The 20037-nt window shown below is 73.1% G+C and carries 24 protein-coding genes and 1 tRNA gene; 16 read left to right on the forward strand and 9 right to left on the reverse strand.

The genetic code is table 11. From position 1 onward, the window contains the following. Nucleotides 1-50 precede the first annotated feature (50 nt). From ABT070_RS16410 to ABT070_RS16425, 4 genes are all read left to right on the forward strand, one after another. Nucleotides 51-485, forward strand: coding sequence for a roadblock/LC7 domain-containing protein (locus ABT070_RS16410; protein WP_020129489.1), 435 nt, complete (start codon nucleotides 51-53; stop codon nucleotides 483-485). A gap of 2 nt (nucleotides 486-487) precedes the next feature. Continuing rightward, on the forward strand, nucleotides 488-859 hold the full coding sequence (locus tag ABT070_RS16415) for a DUF742 domain-containing protein (RefSeq protein ID WP_020129490.1): 372 nt from the start codon (nucleotides 488-490) through the stop codon (nucleotides 857-859). Beyond that, complete coding sequence (locus ABT070_RS16420; protein WP_351760493.1) at nucleotides 837-1496, forward strand: GTP-binding protein; 660 nt, start codon at nucleotides 837-839, stop codon at nucleotides 1494-1496. Before ABT070_RS16415 ends, ABT070_RS16420 begins: the two co-directional genes overlap by 23 nt. Nucleotides 1497-1557: 61 nt before the next feature. Beyond that, the gene (locus ABT070_RS16425) at nucleotides 1558-2130 is read left to right on the forward strand and encodes a GAF domain-containing protein (RefSeq protein ID WP_351760494.1); all 573 of its coding nucleotides are present in this window, start codon (nucleotides 1558-1560) and stop codon (nucleotides 2128-2130) included. Between the two features lie 10 nt (nucleotides 2131-2140). Here the strand turns inward: ABT070_RS16425 and ABT070_RS16430 are convergent, their stop codons facing one another. Next, complete coding sequence (locus tag ABT070_RS16430) at nucleotides 2141-2746, reverse strand: GOLPH3/VPS74 family protein (protein ID WP_351760497.1); 606 nt, start codon at nucleotides 2744-2746, stop codon at nucleotides 2141-2143. A 253-nt stretch (nucleotides 2747-2999) separates the two neighbouring features. On the opposite strand from ABT070_RS16430, the gene tdh reads away from it, so the two are divergent. The 8 genes from tdh to ABT070_RS16470 all read left to right on the forward strand — a co-directional run bounded on the left by tdh (nucleotide 3000) and on the right by ABT070_RS16470 (nucleotide 9193). Continuing rightward, nucleotides 3000-4028, forward strand: a complete 1029-nt coding sequence (gene tdh, locus ABT070_RS16435) for an L-threonine 3-dehydrogenase (protein ID WP_351760500.1) — start codon at nucleotides 3000-3002, stop codon at nucleotides 4026-4028. A gap of 29 nt (nucleotides 4029-4057) precedes the next feature. After that, nucleotides 4058-5254, forward strand: coding sequence for a glycine C-acetyltransferase (locus tag ABT070_RS16440; protein WP_351760502.1), 1197 nt, complete (start codon nucleotides 4058-4060; stop codon nucleotides 5252-5254). Between the two features lie 309 nt (nucleotides 5255-5563). Then, nucleotides 5564-6466 carry a LysR family transcriptional regulator gene (locus ABT070_RS16445; RefSeq protein WP_351760504.1) on the forward strand — a complete coding sequence of 301 codons (903 nt, stop codon included), beginning with the start codon at nucleotides 5564-5566 and terminating at the stop codon, nucleotides 6464-6466. Nucleotides 6467-6512: 46 nt separating this feature from the next. Beyond that, nucleotides 6513-7109, forward strand: a complete 597-nt coding sequence (locus ABT070_RS16450) for a helix-turn-helix domain-containing protein (RefSeq protein ID WP_351760507.1) — start codon at nucleotides 6513-6515, stop codon at nucleotides 7107-7109. After that, the gene (locus ABT070_RS16455) at nucleotides 7106-7627 is read left to right on the forward strand and encodes a GNAT family N-acetyltransferase (protein ID WP_351760509.1); all 522 of its coding nucleotides are present in this window, start codon (nucleotides 7106-7108) and stop codon (nucleotides 7625-7627) included. Before ABT070_RS16450 ends, ABT070_RS16455 begins: the two co-directional genes overlap by 4 nt. Nucleotides 7628-7657: 30 nt before the next feature. After that, nucleotides 7658-8017 (forward strand): MmcQ/YjbR family DNA-binding protein, encoded by a 360-nt coding sequence (locus ABT070_RS16460; RefSeq protein ID WP_351760512.1) that lies wholly within the window; start codon nucleotides 7658-7660, stop codon nucleotides 8015-8017. A 108-nt stretch (nucleotides 8018-8125) separates the two neighbouring features. After that, nucleotides 8126-8202 (forward strand) — tRNA-Pro (locus tag ABT070_RS16465). 244 nt (nucleotides 8203-8446) lie between these two features. Next, nucleotides 8447-9193, forward strand: coding sequence for a sigma-70 family RNA polymerase sigma factor (locus tag ABT070_RS16470; RefSeq protein WP_351760514.1), 747 nt, complete (start codon nucleotides 8447-8449; stop codon nucleotides 9191-9193). Between the two features lie 99 nt (nucleotides 9194-9292). On the opposite strand, the gene ABT070_RS16475 is transcribed toward ABT070_RS16470, so the two are convergent. The 5 genes from ABT070_RS16475 to ABT070_RS16495 are packed head-to-tail and all read right to left on the reverse strand — an operon-like array spanning nucleotide 9293 to nucleotide 13724. After that, nucleotides 9293-9727, reverse strand: coding sequence for a (2Fe-2S) ferredoxin domain-containing protein (locus ABT070_RS16475; protein WP_451099642.1), 435 nt, complete (start codon nucleotides 9725-9727; stop codon nucleotides 9293-9295). A gap of 5 nt (nucleotides 9728-9732) precedes the next feature. After that, nucleotides 9733-10272: an NUDIX hydrolase family protein gene (locus tag ABT070_RS16480; RefSeq protein WP_351760519.1), complete on the reverse strand. Its 540-nt coding sequence runs from the start codon at nucleotides 10270-10272 to the stop codon at nucleotides 9733-9735. Between the two features lie 15 nt (nucleotides 10273-10287). Beyond that, complete coding sequence (locus ABT070_RS16485) at nucleotides 10288-11433, reverse strand: amidohydrolase family protein (RefSeq protein WP_351760522.1); 1146 nt, start codon at nucleotides 11431-11433, stop codon at nucleotides 10288-10290. A 1-nt stretch (nucleotide 11434) separates the two neighbouring features. Beyond that, nucleotides 11435-12838, reverse strand: a complete 1404-nt coding sequence (locus tag ABT070_RS16490; protein ID WP_351760524.1) for a type I glutamate--ammonia ligase — start codon at nucleotides 12836-12838, stop codon at nucleotides 11435-11437. Between the two features lie 43 nt (nucleotides 12839-12881). Continuing rightward, complete coding sequence (locus tag ABT070_RS16495) at nucleotides 12882-13724, reverse strand: SAM-dependent methyltransferase (protein WP_451099509.1); 843 nt, start codon at nucleotides 13722-13724, stop codon at nucleotides 12882-12884. A gap of 70 nt (nucleotides 13725-13794) precedes the next feature. On the opposite strand from ABT070_RS16495, the gene ABT070_RS16500 reads away from it, so the two are divergent. Both ABT070_RS16500 and ABT070_RS16505 read left to right on the forward strand, forming a co-directional pair. Then, nucleotides 13795-14649, forward strand: a complete 855-nt coding sequence (locus ABT070_RS16500; protein ID WP_351760529.1) for a Cof-type HAD-IIB family hydrolase — start codon at nucleotides 13795-13797, stop codon at nucleotides 14647-14649. A 137-nt stretch (nucleotides 14650-14786) separates the two neighbouring features. Continuing rightward, a complete protein-coding gene (locus ABT070_RS16505; protein WP_351760532.1) occupies nucleotides 14787-16031 on the forward strand; it encodes an amidohydrolase in 1245 nt (414 codons plus the stop codon). A 131-nt stretch (nucleotides 16032-16162) separates the two neighbouring features. On the opposite strand, the gene ABT070_RS16510 is transcribed toward ABT070_RS16505, so the two are convergent. From ABT070_RS16510 to ABT070_RS16520, 3 genes are read right to left on the reverse strand one after another with little or no spacing between them, the layout of a single operon-like run. Beyond that, on the reverse strand, nucleotides 16163-16645 hold the full coding sequence (locus ABT070_RS16510) for a Dps family protein (protein ID WP_351760535.1): 483 nt from the start codon (nucleotides 16643-16645) through the stop codon (nucleotides 16163-16165). Then, complete coding sequence (locus ABT070_RS16515; RefSeq protein ID WP_351760537.1) at nucleotides 16642-16899, reverse strand: WhiB family transcriptional regulator; 258 nt, start codon at nucleotides 16897-16899, stop codon at nucleotides 16642-16644. Before ABT070_RS16515 ends, ABT070_RS16510 begins: the two co-directional genes overlap by 4 nt. A 55-nt stretch (nucleotides 16900-16954) precedes the next feature. Further along, the gene (locus ABT070_RS16520) at nucleotides 16955-17755 is read right to left on the reverse strand and encodes an alpha/beta hydrolase (RefSeq protein ID WP_351760540.1); all 801 of its coding nucleotides are present in this window, start codon (nucleotides 17753-17755) and stop codon (nucleotides 16955-16957) included. Nucleotides 17756-17868: 113 nt separating this feature from the next. Here ABT070_RS16520 and ABT070_RS16525 point away from each other — a divergent pair, with 113 nt between their 5' ends. Next, the gene (locus ABT070_RS16525) at nucleotides 17869-19056 is read left to right on the forward strand and encodes a thiolase family protein (RefSeq protein ID WP_351760543.1); all 1188 of its coding nucleotides are present in this window, start codon (nucleotides 17869-17871) and stop codon (nucleotides 19054-19056) included. A gap of 174 nt (nucleotides 19057-19230) precedes the next feature. After that, a complete protein-coding gene (locus ABT070_RS16530; RefSeq protein ID WP_351760546.1) occupies nucleotides 19231-20004 on the forward strand; it encodes a sulfite exporter TauE/SafE family protein in 774 nt (257 codons plus the stop codon). The last annotated feature ends 33 nt before the right edge of the window (nucleotides 20005-20037 follow it).

A 20037-nucleotide genomic window follows, 5' to 3' on the forward strand; every position in this document is an offset into this window, starting at 1 on the left:
CCGCCCCCGGCGCTCCCGCAGACCTTCGTACCCCAAGGAGTCGATCCACCATGGCGAGCGATGCGCCGACCGGCCAGGTATCCGATCTCGACTGGCTGATGAGCGGCCTCGTGCAGCGCGTACCGCACACCACGAGCGCGGTGCTGCTCTCCTGCGACGGGCTGGTGAAGTCGGTCCACGGCCTCGACCCCGACAGCGCCGACCACATGGCCGCCCTGGCCTCCGGCCTGTACTCCCTCGGCCGCAGCGCCGGCGTCCGGTTCGGCGACGGCGGGGACGTGCGGCAGGTCGTCGTCGAACTCGACTCGACGCTGCTGTTCGTCACCACCGCCGGCTCGGGCGCGTGTCTCGCGGTGCTCGCCGGCCGGGAGGCCGACGCGGCCGTGCTCGGCTACGAGATGTCGATGCTGGTCAAGAGCGTCCGGCCGTATCTCATGACCGCGCCCCGGCAGCACGCCGTCGAACCGTCGGTGATGGGGCCTTGAGCGTGGCGGCGGCCGGCGACGGGCCCTGGCTCGACGACGCGGCCGGGCGGCTGGTGCGCCCGTTCACGGTCAGCGGCGGCCGGACCAAGCCCAGCGTCGCCCTCGACCTCATGTCGCAGGTGATGGCCACCGGGGCGACCCCCCTCGGCTACCTCGGTCCCGAACACGCGACCGCGCTCCATCTGACCCGCGCACCCGTCTCGGTGGCCGAGATCGCGGCCCATCTGAAGCTGCCGGCGGCGGTCACCAAGGTGCTGCTGTCGGACCTCCTCGACTGCGGGGCGCTGACCACCAAGCCCCCCGAGTACCACCACATCCCCACCGACCGGGCCCTTCTGGAGGCAGTGCTCGATGGACTACGACGACAGCTCTGAGTACGACCGGTACGACGAGCACCGTGAGCACGGCGCCCCTGACGGCGGCGGCTCGGACCCCTTTCCCACGGCGCTGAAGATCCTGGTCGCGGGCGGTTTCGGGGTCGGCAAGACGACCTTCGTCGGCGCCGTGAGCGAGATCGCACCGCTCAGCACCGAGGAGCTGCTCACCACGGTCAGCGCCGCGACCGACAACCTCGACGGCATCGAGAACAAGGTCGAGACGACCGTCGCCATGGACTTCGGCCGCATCACCCTCGACCCGAGCCACGTCCTCTACCTGTTCGGCACGCCCGGCCAGGAGCGGTTCTGGTTCATGTGGGACGAACTCTCCGAGGGGGCCCTCGGCGCGGTCATCCTGGCCGACACCCGCCGCCTGGAGGAGTGCTTCGCGGCCGTCGACTTCTTCGAGGAACGCGGACTCGCCTTCATCATCGCCATCAACGAGTTCGACGGCTCCCACCGCTACAAGCCCGAGGAGGTGCGCGCCGCCATCGACCTCGCCCCGGACGTCCCCGTCGTGCGCTGCGACGCCCGTATCTCCGCGTCCGGTGTCCAGACCCTGCTCACCCTCGTCAAACACCTCATCGCCCACGCACCGGCCGCACCCCAGCCGAGCCGCGGCGCCCACATGTGATCCCCGCAACCGACGCCCCGGAGCCGCATATGACGTACGTCCACAGCGACGGAAGCCGGACATGAGCTACGACCCGCCGCGCCCGGCCGGTCGTCTGCTGCTCACGCCGGAGGACAGGGAAGCTCCCGCCCGCGCCCGCAGGCTGCGCCGACTCGGCCTCGGGGGACAGCCGGAGCCCGCCCTGGACGCCTTCGCGGACCGTCTGGCCGAGGTGGCCGGAGCGCCGTACGCCATGGTCAACTTCCTCGACGAGGAACGGCAGTTCTTCGCCGGGCTGCACACCCCGGAGGGCGGCCGGGCCGCGCGCGGCGGCAAGCCCGAGGTGGGCCGCCGGCTGCCCCGCGACTACGGCTACTGCCCCCATGTCGTCGTGCGGCGCAAGGCGCTGGTGCTGGAGGACGTGGGCGACTACCCGCGCTTCGCGGGCAACCCGGTCGTCGACGAGTACGGCATCCGCTCCTACCTGGGCGCCCCGCTCATCGACACGAGCGGCATGGTGCTGGGCACCGTGTGCGTCGCCGACCTCACGCCCCGGCCCTGGGGGAAGGCCGGACTGGAGACCATCAAGTCGACGGCCGCCGAACTCGCCGGACAGCTGCAGCGGCGGGAGGCCGGCGGGTTCCCGGCGCCGTGAGGCCGGCCGGTCAGGGGGCCCGCCAGATGTTGTCGAAGGCCGCGTCCTCGATGGACCGCCGCTGCCGTACGGCCTCGAGTTCCGCCGTCGCGTCGCCGACCGCCGCCAGGACCGTCACGACCGTGTCGCCGGGGAGGTCCGGGAAGCCCTCGGCGGGCTCCTCGCGCAGACCCACGGCGGCGGCCAGCGCGGCGAGGACCGGCTCGTCCGCCTCCCAGCGCCCGGTGGCGTGGCGACGGGCCGGTGAGTCGAGCGGCTCCGTCCCCGCGGACCGGAAGGGGAGCCGGCCGTGGCGTGGCCGGCCGACCAGCCCGTCCGCCTCGAGACGGGCGGAATAGGCGGCGGCCAGGCCGCTGCCGCGGCGCCACAGCCAGTCCTCGACCGACTCGTACGGCGTCGCCCGCACGAGTGACGCCGCGGCTTCGGCGAGAAGGCGGTCGTCCGGTGCCGGCGCCGGGCCGGGCACGAGGAGATCGCCGTCGAGGGAGACCGCTCCGGTCCCGACGAGATCGATCACCTCGGCGCCCGCGAGGGCGAGCGACAGTTCGCCCTGCGCGACGGGGCGTACGGGCGCCACGTCCATCGCGACGAGCATCAGGTCCCGTGCTGTGGTCATCGAAGACTCCACGTCAGTCGGCCGGCCTTGCGAGGGTTGCGGTCCAGGGTGGCACGCCCCACCGTGGTGTGCGGGAAGCCGGTCCGGGCGGGCGGGGCCACCCGTGTGAAGCGGAGCTGTGGCGGCGCTTAAGAAAAGCTCGATGGACCGGGCCGGGTGAAGTGCGGCAGATTGCTGGGCGAATCCACATGTCTTCCCGGATGCGGGGCCCTTCGGGCTGCCCGTGCCCGGGCCTCATCACAGGAGCCGTAGCGTGAAGGCGCTGGTCAAGGAGAAGGCGGAGCCCGGACTGTGGCTCGCGGACGTCCCCGAGCCGGCGGTCGGGCCCGGCGACGTGCTGATCAGGGTGCTGCGCACCGGGATCTGCGGCACCGATCTGCACATCCGGTCCTGGGACGGCTGGGCGCGGCAGACGATCCGCACCCCGCTCGTGCTCGGGCACGAGTTCGTCGGCGAGGTCGTCGGCACCGGCCGTGACGTCGCCGACATCCAGGTGGGGGACCGGGTCAGCGGCGAGGGGCACCTCGTCTGCGGCAAGTGCCGCAACTGTCTCGCCGGGCGCCGCCATCTGTGCCGGGCCACCGTCGGGCTCGGCGTCGGCCGCGACGGCGCCTTCGCCGAGTACGTCGCCCTGCCCGCGTCCAACGTGTGGGTGCACCGGGTGCCGGTGGACCTCGACGTGGCGGCGATCTTCGACCCGTTCGGCAACGCCGTGCACACCGCGCTGTCCTTCCCGCTCGTCGGCGAGGACGTCCTGATCACCGGCGCCGGACCGATCGGACTGATGGCCGCCGCCGTCGCCCGGCACGCGGGCGCCCGCAACGTCGTCGTCACCGACGTCAGCGAGGAGCGGCTGGAGCTGGCCCGCAAGATCGGTGCGAGCCTCGCGCTGAACGTGTCGCAGGCGTCGATCGCCGACGGGCAGCGTGAGCTGGGGCTGCGCGAGGGCTTCGACATCGGCCTGGAGATGTCCGGCCGGCCCGCGGCGCTGCGCGACATGATCGCCAACATGACGCACGGCGGCCGGATCGCGATGCTGGGGCTGCCCGCCGAGGAGTTCCCCGTCGACTGGGCCCGGATCGTCACCTCGATGATCACGATCAAGGGCATCTACGGCCGCGAGATGTTCGAGACCTGGTACGCGATGTCGGTGCTGCTGGAGGGCGGCCTCGACCTCGCCCCCGTGATCACCGGCCGGTACGGCTTCCGCGACTTCGAGGCGGCCTTCGCCGACGCGGAGAGCGGCCGCGGCGGCAAGGTCATCCTCGACTGGACCGCGTAAGCCGTCCGTATTCCTTAGGAGCTTCTTCCATGTTCGACTCCGTGCGCGACGATCTGCGCGCCACCCTCGACGAGATCCGTGCCGCCGGTCTGCACAAGCCCGAGCGGGTCATCGGCAGCCCGCAGTCGGCGACGGTCGCCGTGACCTCGGGCGGCCGGCCCGGCGAGGTCCTGAACTTCTGCGCCAACAACTACCTCGGCCTCGCCGACCATCCCGAGGTCGTCGCCGCCGCCCACGAGGCCCTCGACCGCTGGGGCTACGGCATGGCCTCGGTCCGCTTCATCTGCGGGACGCAGGAGGTGCACAAGGAGCTGGAGGCCCGGCTCTCGGCCTTCCTCGGCCAGGAGGACACGATCCTGTACTCCTCCTGCTTCGACGCGAACGGCGGTGTCTTCGAGACGCTTCTCGGCCCCGAGGACGCGGTGATCTCCGACGCTCTCAACCACGCCTCGATCATCGACGGCATCCGGCTGTCCAAGGCCCGCCGGTTCCGCTACGCCAACCGTGATCTGGCGGACCTGGAAAGGCAGTTGAAGGACGCGTCCGACGCGCGGCGCCGACTGGTCGTGACCGACGGCGTCTTCTCCATGGACGGCTATGTGGCACCCCTCGCCGAGATCTGCGACCTCGCCGAGCGCTACGACGCCATGGTCATGGTCGACGACTCGCACGCGGTCGGCTTCGTCGGCCCCGGCGGCCGCGGCACGCCCGAGCTGCACGGGGTGATGGACCGGGTCGACATCATCACCGGCACCCTGGGCAAGGCGCTGGGCGGCGCGTCGGGCGGCTATGTGGCCGCCCGGGCGGAGATCGTCGCCCTGCTCCGCCAGCGCTCCCGCCCGTACCTCTTCTCCAACACCCTCGCCCCGGTCATCGCCGCCGCCTCGCTGAAGGTCCTCGACCTGCTGGAGGCGGCCGACGACCTGCGGGTGCGGCTCGCCGAGAACACCGCGCTGTTCCGCCGCCGGATGACGGACGAGGGCTTCGACATCCTGCCCGGCGACCACGCCATCGCGCCCGTGATGATCGGCGACGCGGCGAAGGCGGCCCGGCTGGCCGAACTGCTGCTGGAGCGCGGTGTGTACGTGATCGGCTTCTCCTACCCGGTCGTCCCGCAGGACCGGGCCCGCATCCGGGTCCAGCTGTCCGCCGCGCACTCCACGGACGACGTCAACCGCGCGGTCGACGCCTTCATCGCGGCGCGGGCCGAGCTGGAAGCCGCCTGAGCCGGAAGCCGCCTGAGCCGGAAGCCGCCTGAGCCGGAGCCGGTCGGGGCCGGAAGCCGCCTGAGCCGGAGCCGGTCGGGGCCGGAAGCCGCCTGAGCCGGAGCCGGTCGGGGCCGGAAGCGGTCCGGCGCCCGGAGCAGTCCGGGCGCCTGAAGCGGTCGTGTGGGGCAGGAAGCCCCCTTGGCTGGAGGTCCGGCTCGGCTGGAGGTCCGGGCCGGCTGGAGGTCCGGGCCGGCTGGAGGTCCGGGCCGGAGGCGGTCAGGGCCGGAGGCGGTCCGAAGGGCTCGGACATATTGCGATAATCGATCCATGATCGAAGCGCGGCGGCTCCACATCCTCCGTGCGGTGGCCGACCACCGCACGGTGACCGCGGCTGCCGCCGCGCTGTACCTCACCCCGTCCGCCGTCTCCCAGCAGCTGACGGCCCTGGAGCAGGAGACCGGCCACCGGCTGGTCGAGCGCGGCGCCAAGGGCGTACGGCTCACGCCGGCCGGCGAGATCCTGCTCGCCCACACCAACGCCGTCCTCGCCCAGCTGGAGCGGGCCGAGGCGGAACTGGCCGCCTACAGCTCCGGCGCGGCCGGCACGGTCACCGTCGCCGCCTTCGCGACAGGAATCGCCCTGGTCGTGGCGCCCGCGGTGGCCCGGCTGGCCGGTACCGCCCCGGGGATCCGGATCCGCGTCCAGGACGCCGAGGGCGACGCCAGCCTGCCGATGGTGCTCGACCGGCAGGTCGATGTCGCGGTGGCCGTCGAGTACCGCGGGGCCCCGGCCGCCGACGACCCGAGGCTCGCGCACGTCCCGCTCTACGCCGAGCCCTTCGACGCGGTCGTCCCGGTCAGTCACCGTCTCGCCGACGCCCCCGAGGTGCCGCTCGCCGAACTGGCCAAGGACCCGTGGATCGGTCCCTACCCGGGCAACCCCTGCCATGACGTGGTCGTCCTGGCCTGCGAGACCGCCGGCTTCCAGCCCCGTCTGGAGCACTCCTCGGACGACTTCCGCGCGGTCGTCGCCCTGGCCTCGGCGGACGCGGGGGTGGCGCTCGTCCCGCGTTCGGCGCTGCGCGGCATGGACCTCACGGGCGTGGTCGTACGGCCGGTCGACGGGGTGGCGCCGACCCGGAGGGTCTTCGCGGCCGTCCGCCGGGGAGCGGAGGGCCATCCGCTGATCCGGCCGGTGCTGGAGGCGCTCGGCGAGGTCGCCCCGGTGTGAGCCTTCCGTAACAGCGCCGTCTCATATACGGGATAGATTCCCGGATATGAGACACGAGACAGGCGGGACGGAGACGGTCGGGTCGCCGGACCCCGTCGATGTGCGGATCGCCGGACGGCTGGCCGAGTTGCGGGCCGAACGCGGCTGGTCCCTGGGGGAGTTGGCGGACCGCTGCGGGGTGAGCCGGTCCACCCTCTCGCGGGCCGAGCGGGCGGAGATCAGTCCGACCGCCGCGCTGCTCAACCGTCTCTGCCACGTCTACGGGCGGACCATGTCCCGGCTGCTCAGCGAGGTGGAGGCGGAGCCCGCGCCGCTGGTGCGCGCCGACGAGCAGCCGGTGTGGGAGGACCGGGCCTCCGGCTTCGTCCGTCGCTCCGTGTCGCCGCCGCACCCCGCGCTGCGCGGCGAACTGGTCGAGGGCCGGCTCGCCGTGGGCGCCGACATCGCCTACGACCGGCCGCCCGTGGCGGGCCTGGAACAGCACATCTGGGTGCTGGAGGGCGCTCTCGAGGTGACGGCCGAGGACACCGGGCACCGGCTCGGCGCCGGGGACTGCCTGCGCCTGCGGGTGTGGGGCCCGACCCGGTTCCGGTGCGCGGGCGACGCGGACGTGCGGTACGTGCTCGCGGTGGTGCTGCCATGACCGTGACCCGGCTCGACGCCCCCCGACTGCGCGCCCGCACGGCCGAGTTGGCCGACCTGCTCATCGACGCGGTGCACGACGGCGCCTCGCTCGGCTTCCTCGCCCCGCTCGACCGGGCGGCGGCCGAAGCCTGGTGGGAGGAACGTGCGGAGGGCGTGGCCGCCGGGCGGCTCGCGGTCTGGACGGCGCAGGACGGGGACAGCGTCGTCGGCACCGTCGGCCTGGCCTTCCCCGACAAACCCAACAGCCGCCACCGCGCCGAGCTCGTCAAACTGATCGTCCACCGGGACGCCCGCGGGAAGGGGCTCGGCCGCACTCTCCTGACCGCCGCGGAGGAGAGCGCCGTCGCGGCCGGTGTCACCCTGCTGCACCTGGACACCGAGACCGACAGCCCCGCCGAACACCTCTACCGCACCGCCGGGTGGACCAGGGCCGGGGTGATCCCGGACTACGCGGCGAGCCCGGCCGGGCTCCTGCGCCCGACCACCCTGTACTACAAGCAGGTCGCCGTGGGGTGACTGTCAGTGGCAGCGGCTACGGTGCGGAGCATGCCGGACGCCGAAGACGTACGCCGTATCGCCCTGTCCCTGCCGGACACCACGGAGAAGATCTCCTGGAACATGCCCACCTTCCGGGTCGCGGGGAAGATGTTCGCCACCCTGCCCGAGGAGGAGACCTCCCTCGCCGTGCGCTGCCCCAAGGAGGAGCGCGACGAACTGGTGCTCGCCGAGCCCGGGAAGTTCTGGATCGCCGGCCACGAGGCCCAGTTCGCCTGGGTGCGGGCCCGCCTCGCCGCCCTGGAGGACGAGGACGAGCTGCGGGACATCCTCGCCGACTCGTGGCGCCAGGCGGCCCCGACGCGGCTGCTGGACGCGTACCCGGAACTGGGGGCGACCTCGAGGGACTGACGGTGCCCGGCGGCCGGGGCGCGGGAAACGGGTGCGCGACCATCGACCCGAGTGCGGTATGGTTTCCATGCGTGTTCGGCCAGGGGAAAGCCCAGGTCAGACGGGCAACGGGACGTGGCGCAGCTTGGTAGCGCACTTGACTGGGGGTCAAGGGGTCGCAGGTTCAAATCCTGTCGTCCCGACCAGCTTCATCGCAGGTCGGAAGGTCGTTTCCACGAGAACGTGGAAGCGGCCTTCGTCGTTTCCCCCACAGCGAGACACCGGGGCGTCCGATGACGAGCCCCCGCTGCTGGTACTGCCGGGTGCTGTCGGCGCCGTCCGTGCCGTCTCTGCCGTCTCTGCTGTCTCTGCTGTGAGTCGTCCGGACTACCTGTGGATTCGCCCAACCCCGAGTGACGCCCCGCGGGCCCGCTGCCAGGATGAGGCGCCATGACCGCAGGGCACGGCAAGGCCGGCAAGCACCGCAGACCCCACGACACCGCCAAGGCCGAGAGGCACCGGACACCGCACGGATCGGGACGCGCGAAGCGGACCGGCAAGGCGGCACCGGCCGACGAGTCGACCACCGCGCTGGCGCTCGCAGCGCGGGGCGGTGACGCGGCGGCCGTCGAGGGCTTCGTGCGCGCCCTGCACCACGACGTGGTCCGGTACGTGGCCCATCTGAGCGCCGACCCGCAGGCGGCGGACGATCTAGCCCAGGACACGTTCCTGCGGGCGCTGAGCGGACTGCACCGGTTCGAGGGACGTTCCTCGGCGCGGGCGTGGCTGCTGTCCATCGCGCGCCGGGCGGTGATGGACAGCTTCCGGTCCGCCGCCGTCCGGCCGCGCCTGTCGGACCTGGCCGACTGGCAGACGGCCGTCGAACTGGCCCAGCCGCGCGGCCTGCCCGGCTTCGACGACGGTGTCGTCCTGCTGGACCTGCTGGCCGCGCTGCCGGAGGACCGGCGGGAGGCGTTCGTGCTGACCCAGCTGCTGGGGCTGCCCTACGCGGAGGCGGCCGAGGTGAGCGACTGCCCGGTCGGCACCGTCCGCTCGCGGGTGGCCCGCGCCCGCGCCACCCTGGCCGGCCTGCTCGCCGAGGCGGGCGGCCCCGCGGTCACCGCAGCCCCGGCAGCCCCCGCAACTCGTCGACCTTCGTCAGCTTCGCGAGACCGAGATAGACCAGGACGAGGGTGACGCAGCCGGCCGCCAGGGCGGTCGCGTCCGCCAGGGTGCCGCCGCCCAGCGCGCCCGCGCAACCGCCGTGCATGCAAGGGTGGTTGGGGTGTGCGGGAGTTATCTGCGGCTGCGGCTGCGGCTGCGTACGCGCTTTGCGCGTTGTGGGCTGATGAACTGGAGTTCCAGGGTGGCCGGTGGTGCCGCGATTCCCGGGCCGCCGGCCGTCGCCCAGGTCAGGATCTCGTCGGTGCAGTCGTCGTCCATGGCGAAGCCGACCCAGGTGGCCCGGCCGCCGGCCCGGCGTCCGTCGGCCGAGGGCTGGACCACGATCACGTTGGCCTGGTCGCAGGGGCCGAGGCAGTCCGTCGTACGGACCTCGAAGGCGCCGGCGGAGTCGGCGGCGGCCGCCCGCAGCCGCTCCAGCTGCCAGTCGTGGTCGTAGCCGGGGTGTTTGCCGGCGTCGCCGCAGCAGCAGCCCCTGCACACCACGAGTGTGCAGGGACGGCTGCGGGCGGCGCCGACCAGGGCGCGACGGCCGGTCGGCGCGGGTATCACGCTCAGGAGGCCGAGAGGCCGACGTGGGCCAGGGCCTGCCGCAGCAGGAACCCGTGCCCGCCCGGCATCTCGCTCTGCACCGCGAGCGACGCGGCCTCCTGCGGGCTGAACCACACCAGGTCCAGCGCGTCCTGGCGGGGACGGCAGTCGCCGGTCACCGGCACGATGTAGGCCAGCGACACCGCGTGCTGACGGGGGTCGTGGTACGGGGTGACGCCCTGCGTGGGGAAGTACTCCGCCACCGTGAACGGCTGGAGCGAGGTCGGTACCCGGGGCAGTGCCACCGGGCCGAGGTCCTTCTCCAGGTGGCGCAGCAGGGCGTCGCGGACGCGCTCGTGGTGCAGGACCCGGCCGGAGACCAGGGTCCGGTTGACGTTGCCGTCCGGCCCCATCCGCAGCAGCAGGCCGACGCTGGTGACTTCGCCGCTGTCGTCGACGCGCACGGGCACGGCCTCGACGTACAGGATCGGCATACGGGCGCGTGCCATCTCGAGCTCGTCGGAGGTCAGCCAACCCGGCGTGGTTTCGGTCAAGTCAGACATTGCTTGATCATACTTTCAGTGTCCGTCGGGAAGCCGGTAGACCCGGCGGGCGTTGTCGGCTCCGGCCCAGCGTGCCAGGCGCAGCGCGTCGGGCAGGCCCAGTTCGTCGGCGTCCACCCGGTCCTGGAGCAGATCCCCCAGTCCCCTGCGGAACGCCAGCGCGCCGAGCCCGTAGAACTCCGCCACACCATAGGCGTCCGAGCTGTACAGCAGTTTGCGGAACGGTGTGATCTCCAGCGCCTCCTCCAGGACCGTCCGCGCTCGTGGCGGACCCACATGATGCAGGGTGAGCCCCACATCCAGGTAGACCTGCTCGAACACCGCGGCCAGATAGGCGGCCTGCCGCTGGTAGGGCCAGCAGTGCAGGAGCAGCACCGGGATGGTGCCCGCCGTCAGGTGCAGCCAGTCCGTGAGACGGCTCGGGTCCACCCGGTGCAGCCGGATGTCGTTGTCGCCGAAGCCGGTGTGCAGCTGGAGGGGGAGACCCAGGTCGACGGCCGTCCACAGCAGGTGCCGGACCAGGACCGGGTCCGCCAGCCGTCCGCCGCCCACCAGCCAGCGCCGCGCGGCCCGGGTGACGTCGGCGTCCGGGGGCCGGGCCGGGTCGAGGTCGAAGCCGGTCCGGTAGGCGGCCACCGACTTGACCGCCACCACCCCCGGCCGCCGTACCGCGTCCAGGGCGGCCGCCCGGAACGCGTCGGCGTACCCGTCGGCCTCGACACCCCGGCCGGCCACGGCCTCCGCGACGGACTCCAGCCGGACGACCTCGCGGGCGAGGGCCCGTCCGCCGGCTCCGGCCAGCCCGGCCAGCTCGGCGGGCGTGGTGATGCGGTGCGGGGCGAACCCGGTGTCGACGCAGAACACGCCGGTCCGGGCGGCGGCGAGGAAGCGCCGGTTCACCTCCCGTGGGCCCAGTTCGGCGCGCCGGGCCAGGTAGACGTCGGCCGGGGCGTGCCGCTCCAGGTCGAGCAGCGGCGCGCAGTGGCGGCGTACGGCGACCCCGGCGGGCGTGTCGAAGGCCGAGAAGCCGGGCCACCGGTCGCCCTCGGTGAGCAGCTCCTCGAAGCCCGGCCGGTCCAGGAGGTCGACGACGACGCCGTGACAGTGGTGGTCCACCAGCTCCAGCTCGGCGAGCGCCTCGTGGACCGGTCCGGCGGTCATCTCAGTACTTCCAGCGGTAGGCCGCGGCCACCCGCTCGTCGTCGAGCCCGTCGACGGCGTCGATCTCGCCCTGCCGTACGGCGCTCACCGCGTCGGCGAGGACCGGGCCGAGCGCGGTCCGCAGCACCTCGTCCGCGCGGAACTCGGCGAGGGCCCCGGCTAGCGAGGTCGGCAGCCGGCGCACACCCCGGGCGGCGGCCTCCCCGGCGCCGAGCAGGGCCGGGTCCCCGGTCGTCTCCTCGGGCAGCGCGGCGCCCGACGCGAGCCCGGCCAGCCCGGCGGCGATCAGGCAGCCGAGGGCGAGGTACGGGTTGGCGGCCAGGTCGACCGGCTTGATCTCCAGATTCGCCTGCTCCGCCCGCCGGCCCGCCGTACCGCGCACCAGGCGCAGCGCGCACTCGCGGGTCTCCAGGCCCCAGGCGGTGAACACCCCGGCCCACTGGGACGGCTTGAGGCGCAGACGGCTCGCCGGGCTGGGCGCGGTCACCGCCGTGAGGGCCGGGAGCCGGGCCAGCACTCCGGCCGCGAACGCCTCGGCGTCGGCCGTCATGCCGTGCCGCCGCACTCCGCCCGTGTGCAGGTTCAAGCCGTCCCGCCAGGCGGAGAGATGGACGTGCCCGCCGTTGCCGACCCCTTCCGCCACGACGGCGGGGGAGAAGGACACCCGCAGGCCGTGGCGCCGGGCCAGCGCGCGGATCGTCTGGCGGACGAGGACGCTGCGGTCGGCCGCCGCCACCGGGTCGAGCGCGCCCACGGAGATCTCGAACTGGCCGGGCGCGTACTCGGGATGGATCTGTTCGACGTCCACGCCCTGCGCCGCGCAGGCGGCCAGCAGCTCGGCGGTGTACTCGCTCAGCTCGATCTGCCGGGTCGCCCCGTACGCCGGTCCCGTGGCCGCCGGCACGAACTCGCCCACGGGCGCCGAGTCCAGGCCGACGGACCACTCGATCTCGATGCCCGCCTTGAAGACGAGACCGTGCTCGTGGGCCGCGTCCGCGACGACGCGGCGCAGAAAGGTGCGGGAGCAGCCGGGGTGCCGTTCGCCGTCCTGGGTGACGCGGTCGACCGGCGCCCAGGCCCAGCCGGGCTGCCCGGCCAGGGCCACGAGCCGGTCGAGGTCCGGGTAGAGGCGCAGGTCGCCGTCCGGGGAGCCCAGCACGTCGGTCGCCACGATGTGGTCGTTCGCCAGGAACGTGTCGAACACCGGCGACATCCCGACGCCCCAGGCCGCCGCCGAGGCCAGCCCGGCCGTGGGGATCGTCTTCACCCGGCCGATGCCCGCCGTGTCGACGTAGCCCAGGACGATCCCGTGCACGCCTCTCGCCGACAGCTCGCCGCCGAGCGCGTGGGCCCGTTCGACCTCTCCGGGACGCCCACCGGGTACGGGATCGGCAAGGGTGGTCATACGTCCTCCACGGTCGGTACGTCCGGTGCGTGCCGTACGTCCGTCAGGGTTTCACGGCCACCGCGCCGTACTGCGGCACCACCGCGAGGGAGTCGGCCTCGCCGCGCCAGCGCGAGCAGGACACCAGGCCCGGCTCCAGCAGTTCCAGGTCCTCGAAGAACGCGGAGATCTCCTCGCCGCCGCGTGCGGTGATCGGCGGGGTGGCGTTCTCGTTCCAGAACTTCATCGCCGGGATCTGGCCCTCGCCGCCCACCTCGCTGTCGTGGGTGGGGTGCGTCAGGACCAGGAAGCTGCCGGAGGGGACGTCGGCCATGACCTTGCGGACGATGTCCCGGGCCGCCTCGAAGTCCAGGACGAAGTTCAGGATGCCGAGCATCATCACCGCGACCGGGCGGGTGAAGTCCAGGGTGCCCGCCGCGCGTTCGAGGATCTGGGCCGGGTCGTGCACATCGGCGTCGATGTAGTCGGTGACGCCGGCGGCGGTGCCGGTCAGCAGCGTACGGGCGTGCGCCAGCACGATGGGGTCGTTGTCGACGTACACGATCCGCGACTCGGGCGCGATGCGCTGCGCGATCTCGTGGGTGTTGTCGGCCGTCGGCAGTCCGGTGCCGATGTCGAGGAACTGCCGCACCCCGCGCTCCTCGGTGAGGAACCGCACCGCCTGTCCCAGGAACCAGCGGTCCGCGCGCGCGATCTCCCGGATGAGCGGGAACATCCCGGCGACATGCTCGCCGACCCGCTGGTCGACCTCGTAGTTGTCCTTGCCGCCGATCCAGTAGTTCCAGACCCGCGCGTTGTGCGCCACGCTGGTGTCCAGCCGTGCCGACCCGCTCACCCGACCGCTCCCTCTCACGTCCTGCCCGCGTCCCGGGCCTCTGCCCGCCATTGTGCCGCCGGATGATCACCGTTGTCCCCGGTAGGGTGAAAATCCGGTGATCCCGTACAGGAAGCAGGCCATGCCCTACTCGCACGCCCCCAGCCCGACCTCGTCCGCGTCCCCGGCGGGTCCCGTCGACATCCGGCTGGTCGTCACCGACATGGACGGAACGCTGCTCGACGACGACAAGAAGGTGCCCGAGGGCCTGTGGGAGACGCTGGCGCGGCTGCGGGAGCGCGGGGTGCTCTTCACCCCGGCGAGCGGGCGCCAGTACGCCACCCTGGCCGCGGAGTTCGCCGAGGTCGCCGACGGCATGGTGTTCATAGCGGAGAACGGCACCTATGTGGTGCGCGACGGGGAGGAGCTGAGCTCCGATCCGCTGGCGCCGGGCGTGGTCGCGCGGGTGATGGACGCCGTACGGGGGCTCACGGCCGACGGCGTCGACGTCGGCGCCGTCGTCTGCGGGAAGCGGTCCGCCTACGTCGAGCGGGCCGACGAGGCCTTCCTTGCCGAGGTCGGCCGGTACTACGTGCGGCACCGGGTCGTCGAGGACGTCACCGCCGTCGACGACGACATCATCAAGGTCGCCCTCTTCGACTTCGGGTCCGCCGAGCGGACCACCGCACCGGCGCTCGCGCCCTTCGCCCGCACCCATCAGGTCGTCGTCTCCGGTGAGCACTGGGTCGACGTCATGAACCGCACCGCCAACAAGGGCGCCGCGCTGCGCGCCCTCCAGCGGGAGCTGGGCATCACGCCCGCGCAGACCATGGTGTTCGGCGACTACCTCAACGACCTGGAGATGCTGGACGCCGCCGACTGGTCGTTCGCCATGGCCAACGCCCACCCGGAGGTCGTCCGCCGGGCCCGCCATCTCGCGCCCTCCAACAACGACAACGGGGTCCTGCGCACCGTCGCGCGTCTGCTGGACCTCTGACGGACCACGGACCACAGATCACCGACCACGGATCTCTGCCTCCGGCGCTCCGGCTCTTTGGTGCTCCGGACGGTGAAGCCCGGCCGATCGCGCTCGTCGGCTGCGGACGGCGGGACCGCTCTCCTAGGCTGCGACCTATGACCGAACCGGCAGTTGTCGCCCGCCTGACCCGCGAGATCACCTCGGGACTCGAACCCGGCGGCCTGGCGGACTTCTACCAGGATTTGCACCGCCACCCCGAGCTGTCCTTCCAGGAACACCGCACCGCCGCGAAGCTGGCCCTGCGGCTGCGCGCGGCCGGGTACGAGGTGACGGAGGGGGTGGCCCGCACCGGCGTCGTCGGGGTGCTCGCGAACGGCGACGGGCCCGTGGTGTGGCTGCGCGGTGACATGGACGCGCTGCCCGTGCGCGAGGCGACCGGGCTGCCGTACGCCTCGACCGTCGACGGGCTGATGCATGCCTGCGGTCACGATCTGCACGTCACCTGGCTGGCGGCGGCCGCCGAGGCGCTCGCCGGCGCCCGTGAGGCCTGGTCCGGGACGCTCGTCGTGGTCGGGCAGCCCGCGGAGGAGGCCGGGGGCGGCGCGGCGGCGATGGTCGCCGACGGGATCCACGCCCGTTTCCCGCGCCCGGACGTGCTGTTCGGCCAGCACGCGGCGCCCGGGCTCGCCGGGTTCTACCCGCACACGCCCGGCCTGACGCTGTCGGCCTCGGACGACGTCGACGTCGTCGTGCACGGTGTGGGCGGGCACGGTTCACGGCCCGAGTCGACCGTCGATCCGGTGGTGACGGCCGCGTACATCGTGACCAGGCTCCAGACCGTGGTCGCGCGCGAGGTCGCGGCGAGGGAGTCGGTGGTGCTGACCGTGGGGAGTTTCCACGCCGGGACGAGTTCCAACATCATCCCCGCCGAGGCCCGGCTCGCGCTGAACCTGCGCACCCAGGACGTCCGGGTGCGGGAGCGGGTCCTCGCCGCGGTCCGGCGGGTCGTCGAGGGGGAGTGCGCCGCCGCGGGCTGCCCGGTCCCGCCCGAGGTCACGGTCCGCCCAGGGTGCCCGAACACCGTCAACGACGCCGCCCTGGACGGGGAGATCGCCGCCGTGCACCGTGAACTCTTCGGCGAGCACACGGTGTTCGACTTCGGACAGGCGCTGGGCAGCGAGGACTTCTCCCTGCTCGCCCCGGCGGGCGTGCCGTACGACTACTGGTACGTGACCTCGACCCCGGCGGCCGTGTGGGAGGCGGCGCCGGGGGAGGAGCTGCGGGAGAAGTTCGAGGGGGTGCCGGGGAACCACAGCCCGTTGTTCGCGCCGGACCTGTCCGTGCTGGTGCCGGGAGTGCGCACGCTGGTGTCGGCGGCGCTCTCCCGGCTCACCGGCTGAGACGGCTGAGGCGTGGGCTGCGGCTGCGGCGCGGGCGGCCCGCGCGGGGCCTCGGGGCCAGAGCGGATCGTGGCCGATCGTCGTCCGCATCGGATCCGAACGCGTCGGTCATGACGGGGCCCCCGCTCCGGTCAGTGCTCGCGCGGCCAGTTCTCCGCCTCGAACATCCACCGCTGCTTCTCCAGCTCGGCGGTGATGCCGATCAGCAGGTCCTGGGTGACCGGATCCGCTTCCTCGGTCGCCGTGATCCGCTCCCGCAGCCGTCCGATGGCCGCCCCGAGGGTGTCCGCGATGAGCTGGACGACGTCCTCGTCGCGCAGCCAGCCGTCCTTCGGGGACGGCAGGGTGAACGCCGAGGCGATCGTCTCCGGGCGGCCGTCGGGCGGCAGACCCAGCGCCGCCGCGCGCTCCGCGACCGTGTCGGAGTACGAACGGGCCGTCGCGACCACCTCGTCGAGCTGGAGGTGGATCGAGCGGAACCGGGGCCCCACGATGTTCCAGTGCGCCTGCTTCCCGATCAGGGAGAGGCCCAGGAGATCCACGAGGGTGGTCTGCAACGCGTCGAAGGTGACCTGGCGGGCCGGTTCGGGCAGGGGGCTCTTCACGACAGTCATGCGGTGCTCCTTGTCGTCGCGTCGTTTCTGGCGATACGGAGCAGTTCCGCGCGTTCCTCCTCGCCGGTCCCGCCCCACACGCCCGAGGTCCGTCCGATCGCGAACGCGTAGGACAGGCACTCGGCACACACCGTGCAGCGGGCGCAGACGCGCTTGGCCGCCGCGACGTCACGCAGGGCGGGTCCGCTCGTGCCCACGGGGAAGAACAACTCGGGGTCCTCGCCCACACAGGCGGCACTGCGCAACCACTCCATGAAGGCGCGGGTGCCCCGGTCACACCACCGCAAACAGCCGCATCTCCGTTCCGTCTCAGCGAGCGGGCACACCGTCCAGGAAGCGCGTCACGTCCGCGAACACCTCGGCGCGGTTCGTCTCGTTGAAGACCTCGTGACGGGCTCCCGGGTAGATCCGCTCCGTCGGCGTGCCGCCGCTCAGCCGCTCGACGCCGGTCCGGCTGCCGGGCAGCGGGACCAGCCGGTCCTGGTCCCCGTGCAGCCACAGCAGGGGCAGCGGGCCGATGTCGCCGTCCTCGGCCACGGTCCGCAGGGTCCGTGCGAACGCCTCCAGCGTCGGCCGCTTCATCGGTCCGTGCCAGACCAGCTCGTCCGCCGCGTAGGCCGCGCCCACCGCGGGGTCGCGGGAGAGGGCGGCGGGCGAGACGGGGAGGTCGGGGATCTCCTCGTGCGCCAGCAGCCGCCCGGGCAGTTCCCAGCCTCCGATCACCGGGCCGGACAGCACGAGCGCGGCGAGCGTGTCGCCGTACCGCTGGGCGTACCGGGCCGCGATGAGGCCGCCCATGGAGTGCCCGATCACGACCAGGGGGAGGTCGGGGTGGGCGGCCCGGGCGAGCCGCGCCACGGCGTGCACATCGGTGACCACGTCCTCGAAGTCCTCGATCACCACGCGCTCGCCCGCCGACCTTCCGTGGCCCATGTGGTCCGGGGCGAAGACGGCCGCGCCGTGTCCGGTCAGCACATCGGCGAGTTCTCCGTAGCGGCCGGCGTGCTCGCCGTAGCCGTGCACCAGGAGGGCGAGCCGGCGGGGCCGGGGCGGGGACCACTCGCGCACGGCGACCGTGCCGCGGGTCCCGGTGAGGACGTGTTCGTTCATCGCTCCTCCAGCTGCGTCGGTGAAGGCCGGTGAAGGCTTCCGGGGATCTTCCCAGGGGGTCGGAGCGGGGTCTACAGTCGAAAAACTAGCACTGCTAATAAAGGAGTCCTGACGTGCGTCCCGTCCACTTCGCGGCCGCTCGCCGCACCCCCGTCGGCAGACTGCGCGGAGCCCTGTCCTCCGTCCGGCCCGACGATCTCGCCGCGACCGTCATCCGCGGCCTGGTCGCCGAGGTGCCCGCGCTCGACCCGGCCCGTATCGACGACGTCTACTGGGGCGCCGCCAACCAGGCGGGCGAGGACAACCGCAACGTCGCCCGGATGGCCGCCCTGCTGGCAGGCCTCCCCGAGACCGTGCCCGGCGCCACCGTGAACCGGCTGTGCGCCTCCGGGCTCGAGGCCGTCACGACCGCGGCCCGCACGATCGCGGCGGGCGAGGCCGACATCGTGCTGGCCGGCGGCTCCGAGTCGATGAGCCGAGCCCCCTTCGTCCTGGCCCGCCCCGACGAGGCACTCCCGCACCGCGTCGAGACCGTCGACACCCGGCTCGGCTGGCGCCTGGTCAACCCCGCCATGAAGGACCTGCACGGCCTGCTCGCCATGGGGGAGACCGCCGAGGAGGTCGCCGTGCGGTACGGCATCACGCGCGAACGCCAGGACGGGTTCGCCCTGCGCAGCCACCGGCTGGCGGCGCTGGCCCGCAAGGACGGCCACTTCGACGACGAACTCCTGCCGGTACGGCGCCCGGACGGCGTGGTCGTCGACGCCGACGAGGGCATCCGCGAGGACACCTCGCCGGAGAAGCTCGCGAAGCTGAAGCCCGTCTTCCGCGAGGGCGGCACGGTCACCGCGGGCAACGCCTCGCCCATGAACGACGGCGCCGCCGGACTGCTCCTCGTCAGCGAGGAGGCGCTCGACGAGCTGGGCCTGGAGTCCCTGGGCCGCTATGTCGCCGGCGCCTCCGCCGGGGTCCACCCCGACGTGATGGGCATCGGACCGGTGCCCGCCACCCGCAAGGCGCTGGCCCGGGTCGGCTGGAGCGTCGACGACGTCCAGGAGGCCGAGTTCAACGAGGCGTTCGCCGCCCAGGCGCTCGCCTGCGTCGACCAGCTCGGCATCGACCCCGGCCTGGTCAACCCCAGCGGCGGGGCGATCGCCCTCGGCCACCCGCTCGGCTGCTCGGGCGCCCGCATCCTCACCACCCTCCTGCACCGCATGCGCCGCACGGGAGCGGAGCGCGGGCTGGCCACGATGTGCGTGGGCGTCGGACAGGGCAGCGCGGTACTGGTCGAGAGGCGCTGAGCGGAGAAGCGCTGAGCGCAGAGGCGTTGAGTGCCGAGGCGCTGAGCGGAGAGGCGCCGAGACGTACCGGCCCGTCGGCAGGGGCCACCGGGGGAGAGGCCGCCGGGCGGGAACGGCCACCAGTCGAGACGGCTTTCCGGCCGTCCGGTAGGTGGCCGTAGCATCGGTCTCCGCATGAACACGATGAACTTGTGGCACATCACCGGCTGGGAGTTCGTGGCGCTGGCCCTCGCGGCCCTGCTCGTCGGCTTCTCCAAGACGGCCGTCAGCGGGGCCAACACGGTCAGTCTCGCGATCTTCGCGGCGATCCTGCCGGCCCGCGCCTCCACGGGCGTCCTGCTGCCGATCCTGATCGCCGGCGACGTCCTCGCCGTCCTCACCTACCGGCGGCACGCCCACTGGCCCACGCTGTGGCGGCTGTTCCCCGCGGTCGCGGCCGGTGTGGTCTTCGGGACCGTGTTCCTGGTGTGGGCCGACGACGCGATGGTGCGCACCTCGATCGGCGCGATCCTGCTGCTGATGGCGGGCGTCACGATGTGGCGGCGCCGCACGGCAGAGGCGGGCGACGAACCCGACGCCGTGGTCACCCGGGCCGGCCGCGTCAAGGCCCGCTCCTACGGCGTCCTCGGCGGCTTCACCACCATGGTCGCCAACGCCGGCGGTCCGGTGATGTCGCTGTACCTGCTCTCGGCCGGCTTCCGCAAACTCGGCTTCCTCGGCACCTCCGCGTTCTTCTTCCTGATCGTCAACGTCTCGAAGGTGCCGTTCAGCGCGAGCCTCGGACTCATCGACGGCGCATCGCTCCTGCTGGACGCGGCGCTCGTCGCGTTCGTCGTCCCCGGCGCGCTGCTCGGCAAGTGGGCCGTGCCCCGCATCAACCAGCGGCTCTTCGAGCGGCTCGTGATCGCGGCGACCGTGGTGGGCGGCCTCCAACTGCTGCTGCGTTAGCGGCACGGCCGGCTGGCCGGCTGGCCGGCCAGC

The sequence above is a fragment of the Streptomyces sp. NPDC002884 genome (genome assembly GCF_040295245.1).
Taxonomy (GTDB): Bacteria; Actinomycetota; Actinomycetes; order Streptomycetales; family Streptomycetaceae; genus Streptomyces.

Coding starts and splice junctions, on each gene's coding strand:
- ABT070_RS16495 (WP_451099509.1), bottom strand. CDS start 13,724: ATGGCGGGCAGAGGCCCGGGACGCGGGCAGGACGTGAGAGGGAGCGGT.
- ABT070_RS16520 (WP_351760540.1), bottom strand. CDS start 17,755: ATGAACGAACACGTCCTCACCGGGACCCGCGGCACGGTCGCCGTGCGC.
- ABT070_RS16500 (WP_351760529.1), top strand. CDS start 13,795: ATGCCCTACTCGCACGCCCCCAGCCCGACCTCGTCCGCGTCCCCGGCG.
- ABT070_RS16530 (WP_351760546.1), top strand. CDS start 19,231: ATGAACACGATGAACTTGTGGCACATCACCGGCTGGGAGTTCGTGGCG.
- ABT070_RS16510 (WP_351760535.1), bottom strand. CDS start 16,645: ATGACTGTCGTGAAGAGCCCCCTGCCCGAACCGGCCCGCCAGGTCACC.
- ABT070_RS16490 (WP_351760524.1), bottom strand. CDS start 12,838: ATGACCACCCTTGCCGATCCCGTACCCGGTGGGCGTCCCGGAGAGGTC.
- ABT070_RS16480 (WP_351760519.1), bottom strand. CDS start 10,272: ATGTCTGACTTGACCGAAACCACGCCGGGTTGGCTGACCTCCGACGAG.
- ABT070_RS16430 (WP_351760497.1), bottom strand. CDS start 2,746: ATGACCACAGCACGGGACCTGATGCTCGTCGCGATGGACGTGGCGCCC.
- ABT070_RS16410 (WP_020129489.1), top strand. CDS start 51: ATGGCGAGCGATGCGCCGACCGGCCAGGTATCCGATCTCGACTGGCTG.
- ABT070_RS16420 (WP_351760493.1), top strand. CDS start 837: ATGGACTACGACGACAGCTCTGAGTACGACCGGTACGACGAGCACCGT.
- ABT070_RS16445 (WP_351760504.1), top strand. CDS start 5,564: ATGATCGAAGCGCGGCGGCTCCACATCCTCCGTGCGGTGGCCGACCAC.
- ABT070_RS16485 (WP_351760522.1), bottom strand. CDS start 11,433: ATGACCGCCGGACCGGTCCACGAGGCGCTCGCCGAGCTGGAGCTGGTG.
- ABT070_RS16460 (WP_351760512.1), top strand. CDS start 7,658: ATGCCGGACGCCGAAGACGTACGCCGTATCGCCCTGTCCCTGCCGGAC.
- ABT070_RS16470 (WP_351760514.1), top strand. CDS start 8,447: ATGACCGCAGGGCACGGCAAGGCCGGCAAGCACCGCAGACCCCACGAC.
- ABT070_RS16450 (WP_351760507.1), top strand. CDS start 6,513: ATGAGACACGAGACAGGCGGGACGGAGACGGTCGGGTCGCCGGACCCC.
- ABT070_RS16455 (WP_351760509.1), top strand. CDS start 7,106: ATGACCGTGACCCGGCTCGACGCCCCCCGACTGCGCGCCCGCACGGCC.
- ABT070_RS16440 (WP_351760502.1), top strand. CDS start 4,058: ATGTTCGACTCCGTGCGCGACGATCTGCGCGCCACCCTCGACGAGATC.
- ABT070_RS16505 (WP_351760532.1), top strand. CDS start 14,787: ATGACCGAACCGGCAGTTGTCGCCCGCCTGACCCGCGAGATCACCTCG.
- ABT070_RS16425 (WP_351760494.1), top strand. CDS start 1,558: ATGAGCTACGACCCGCCGCGCCCGGCCGGTCGTCTGCTGCTCACGCCG.
- ABT070_RS16515 (WP_351760537.1), bottom strand. CDS start 16,899: ATGGAGTGGTTGCGCAGTGCCGCCTGTGTGGGCGAGGACCCCGAGTTG.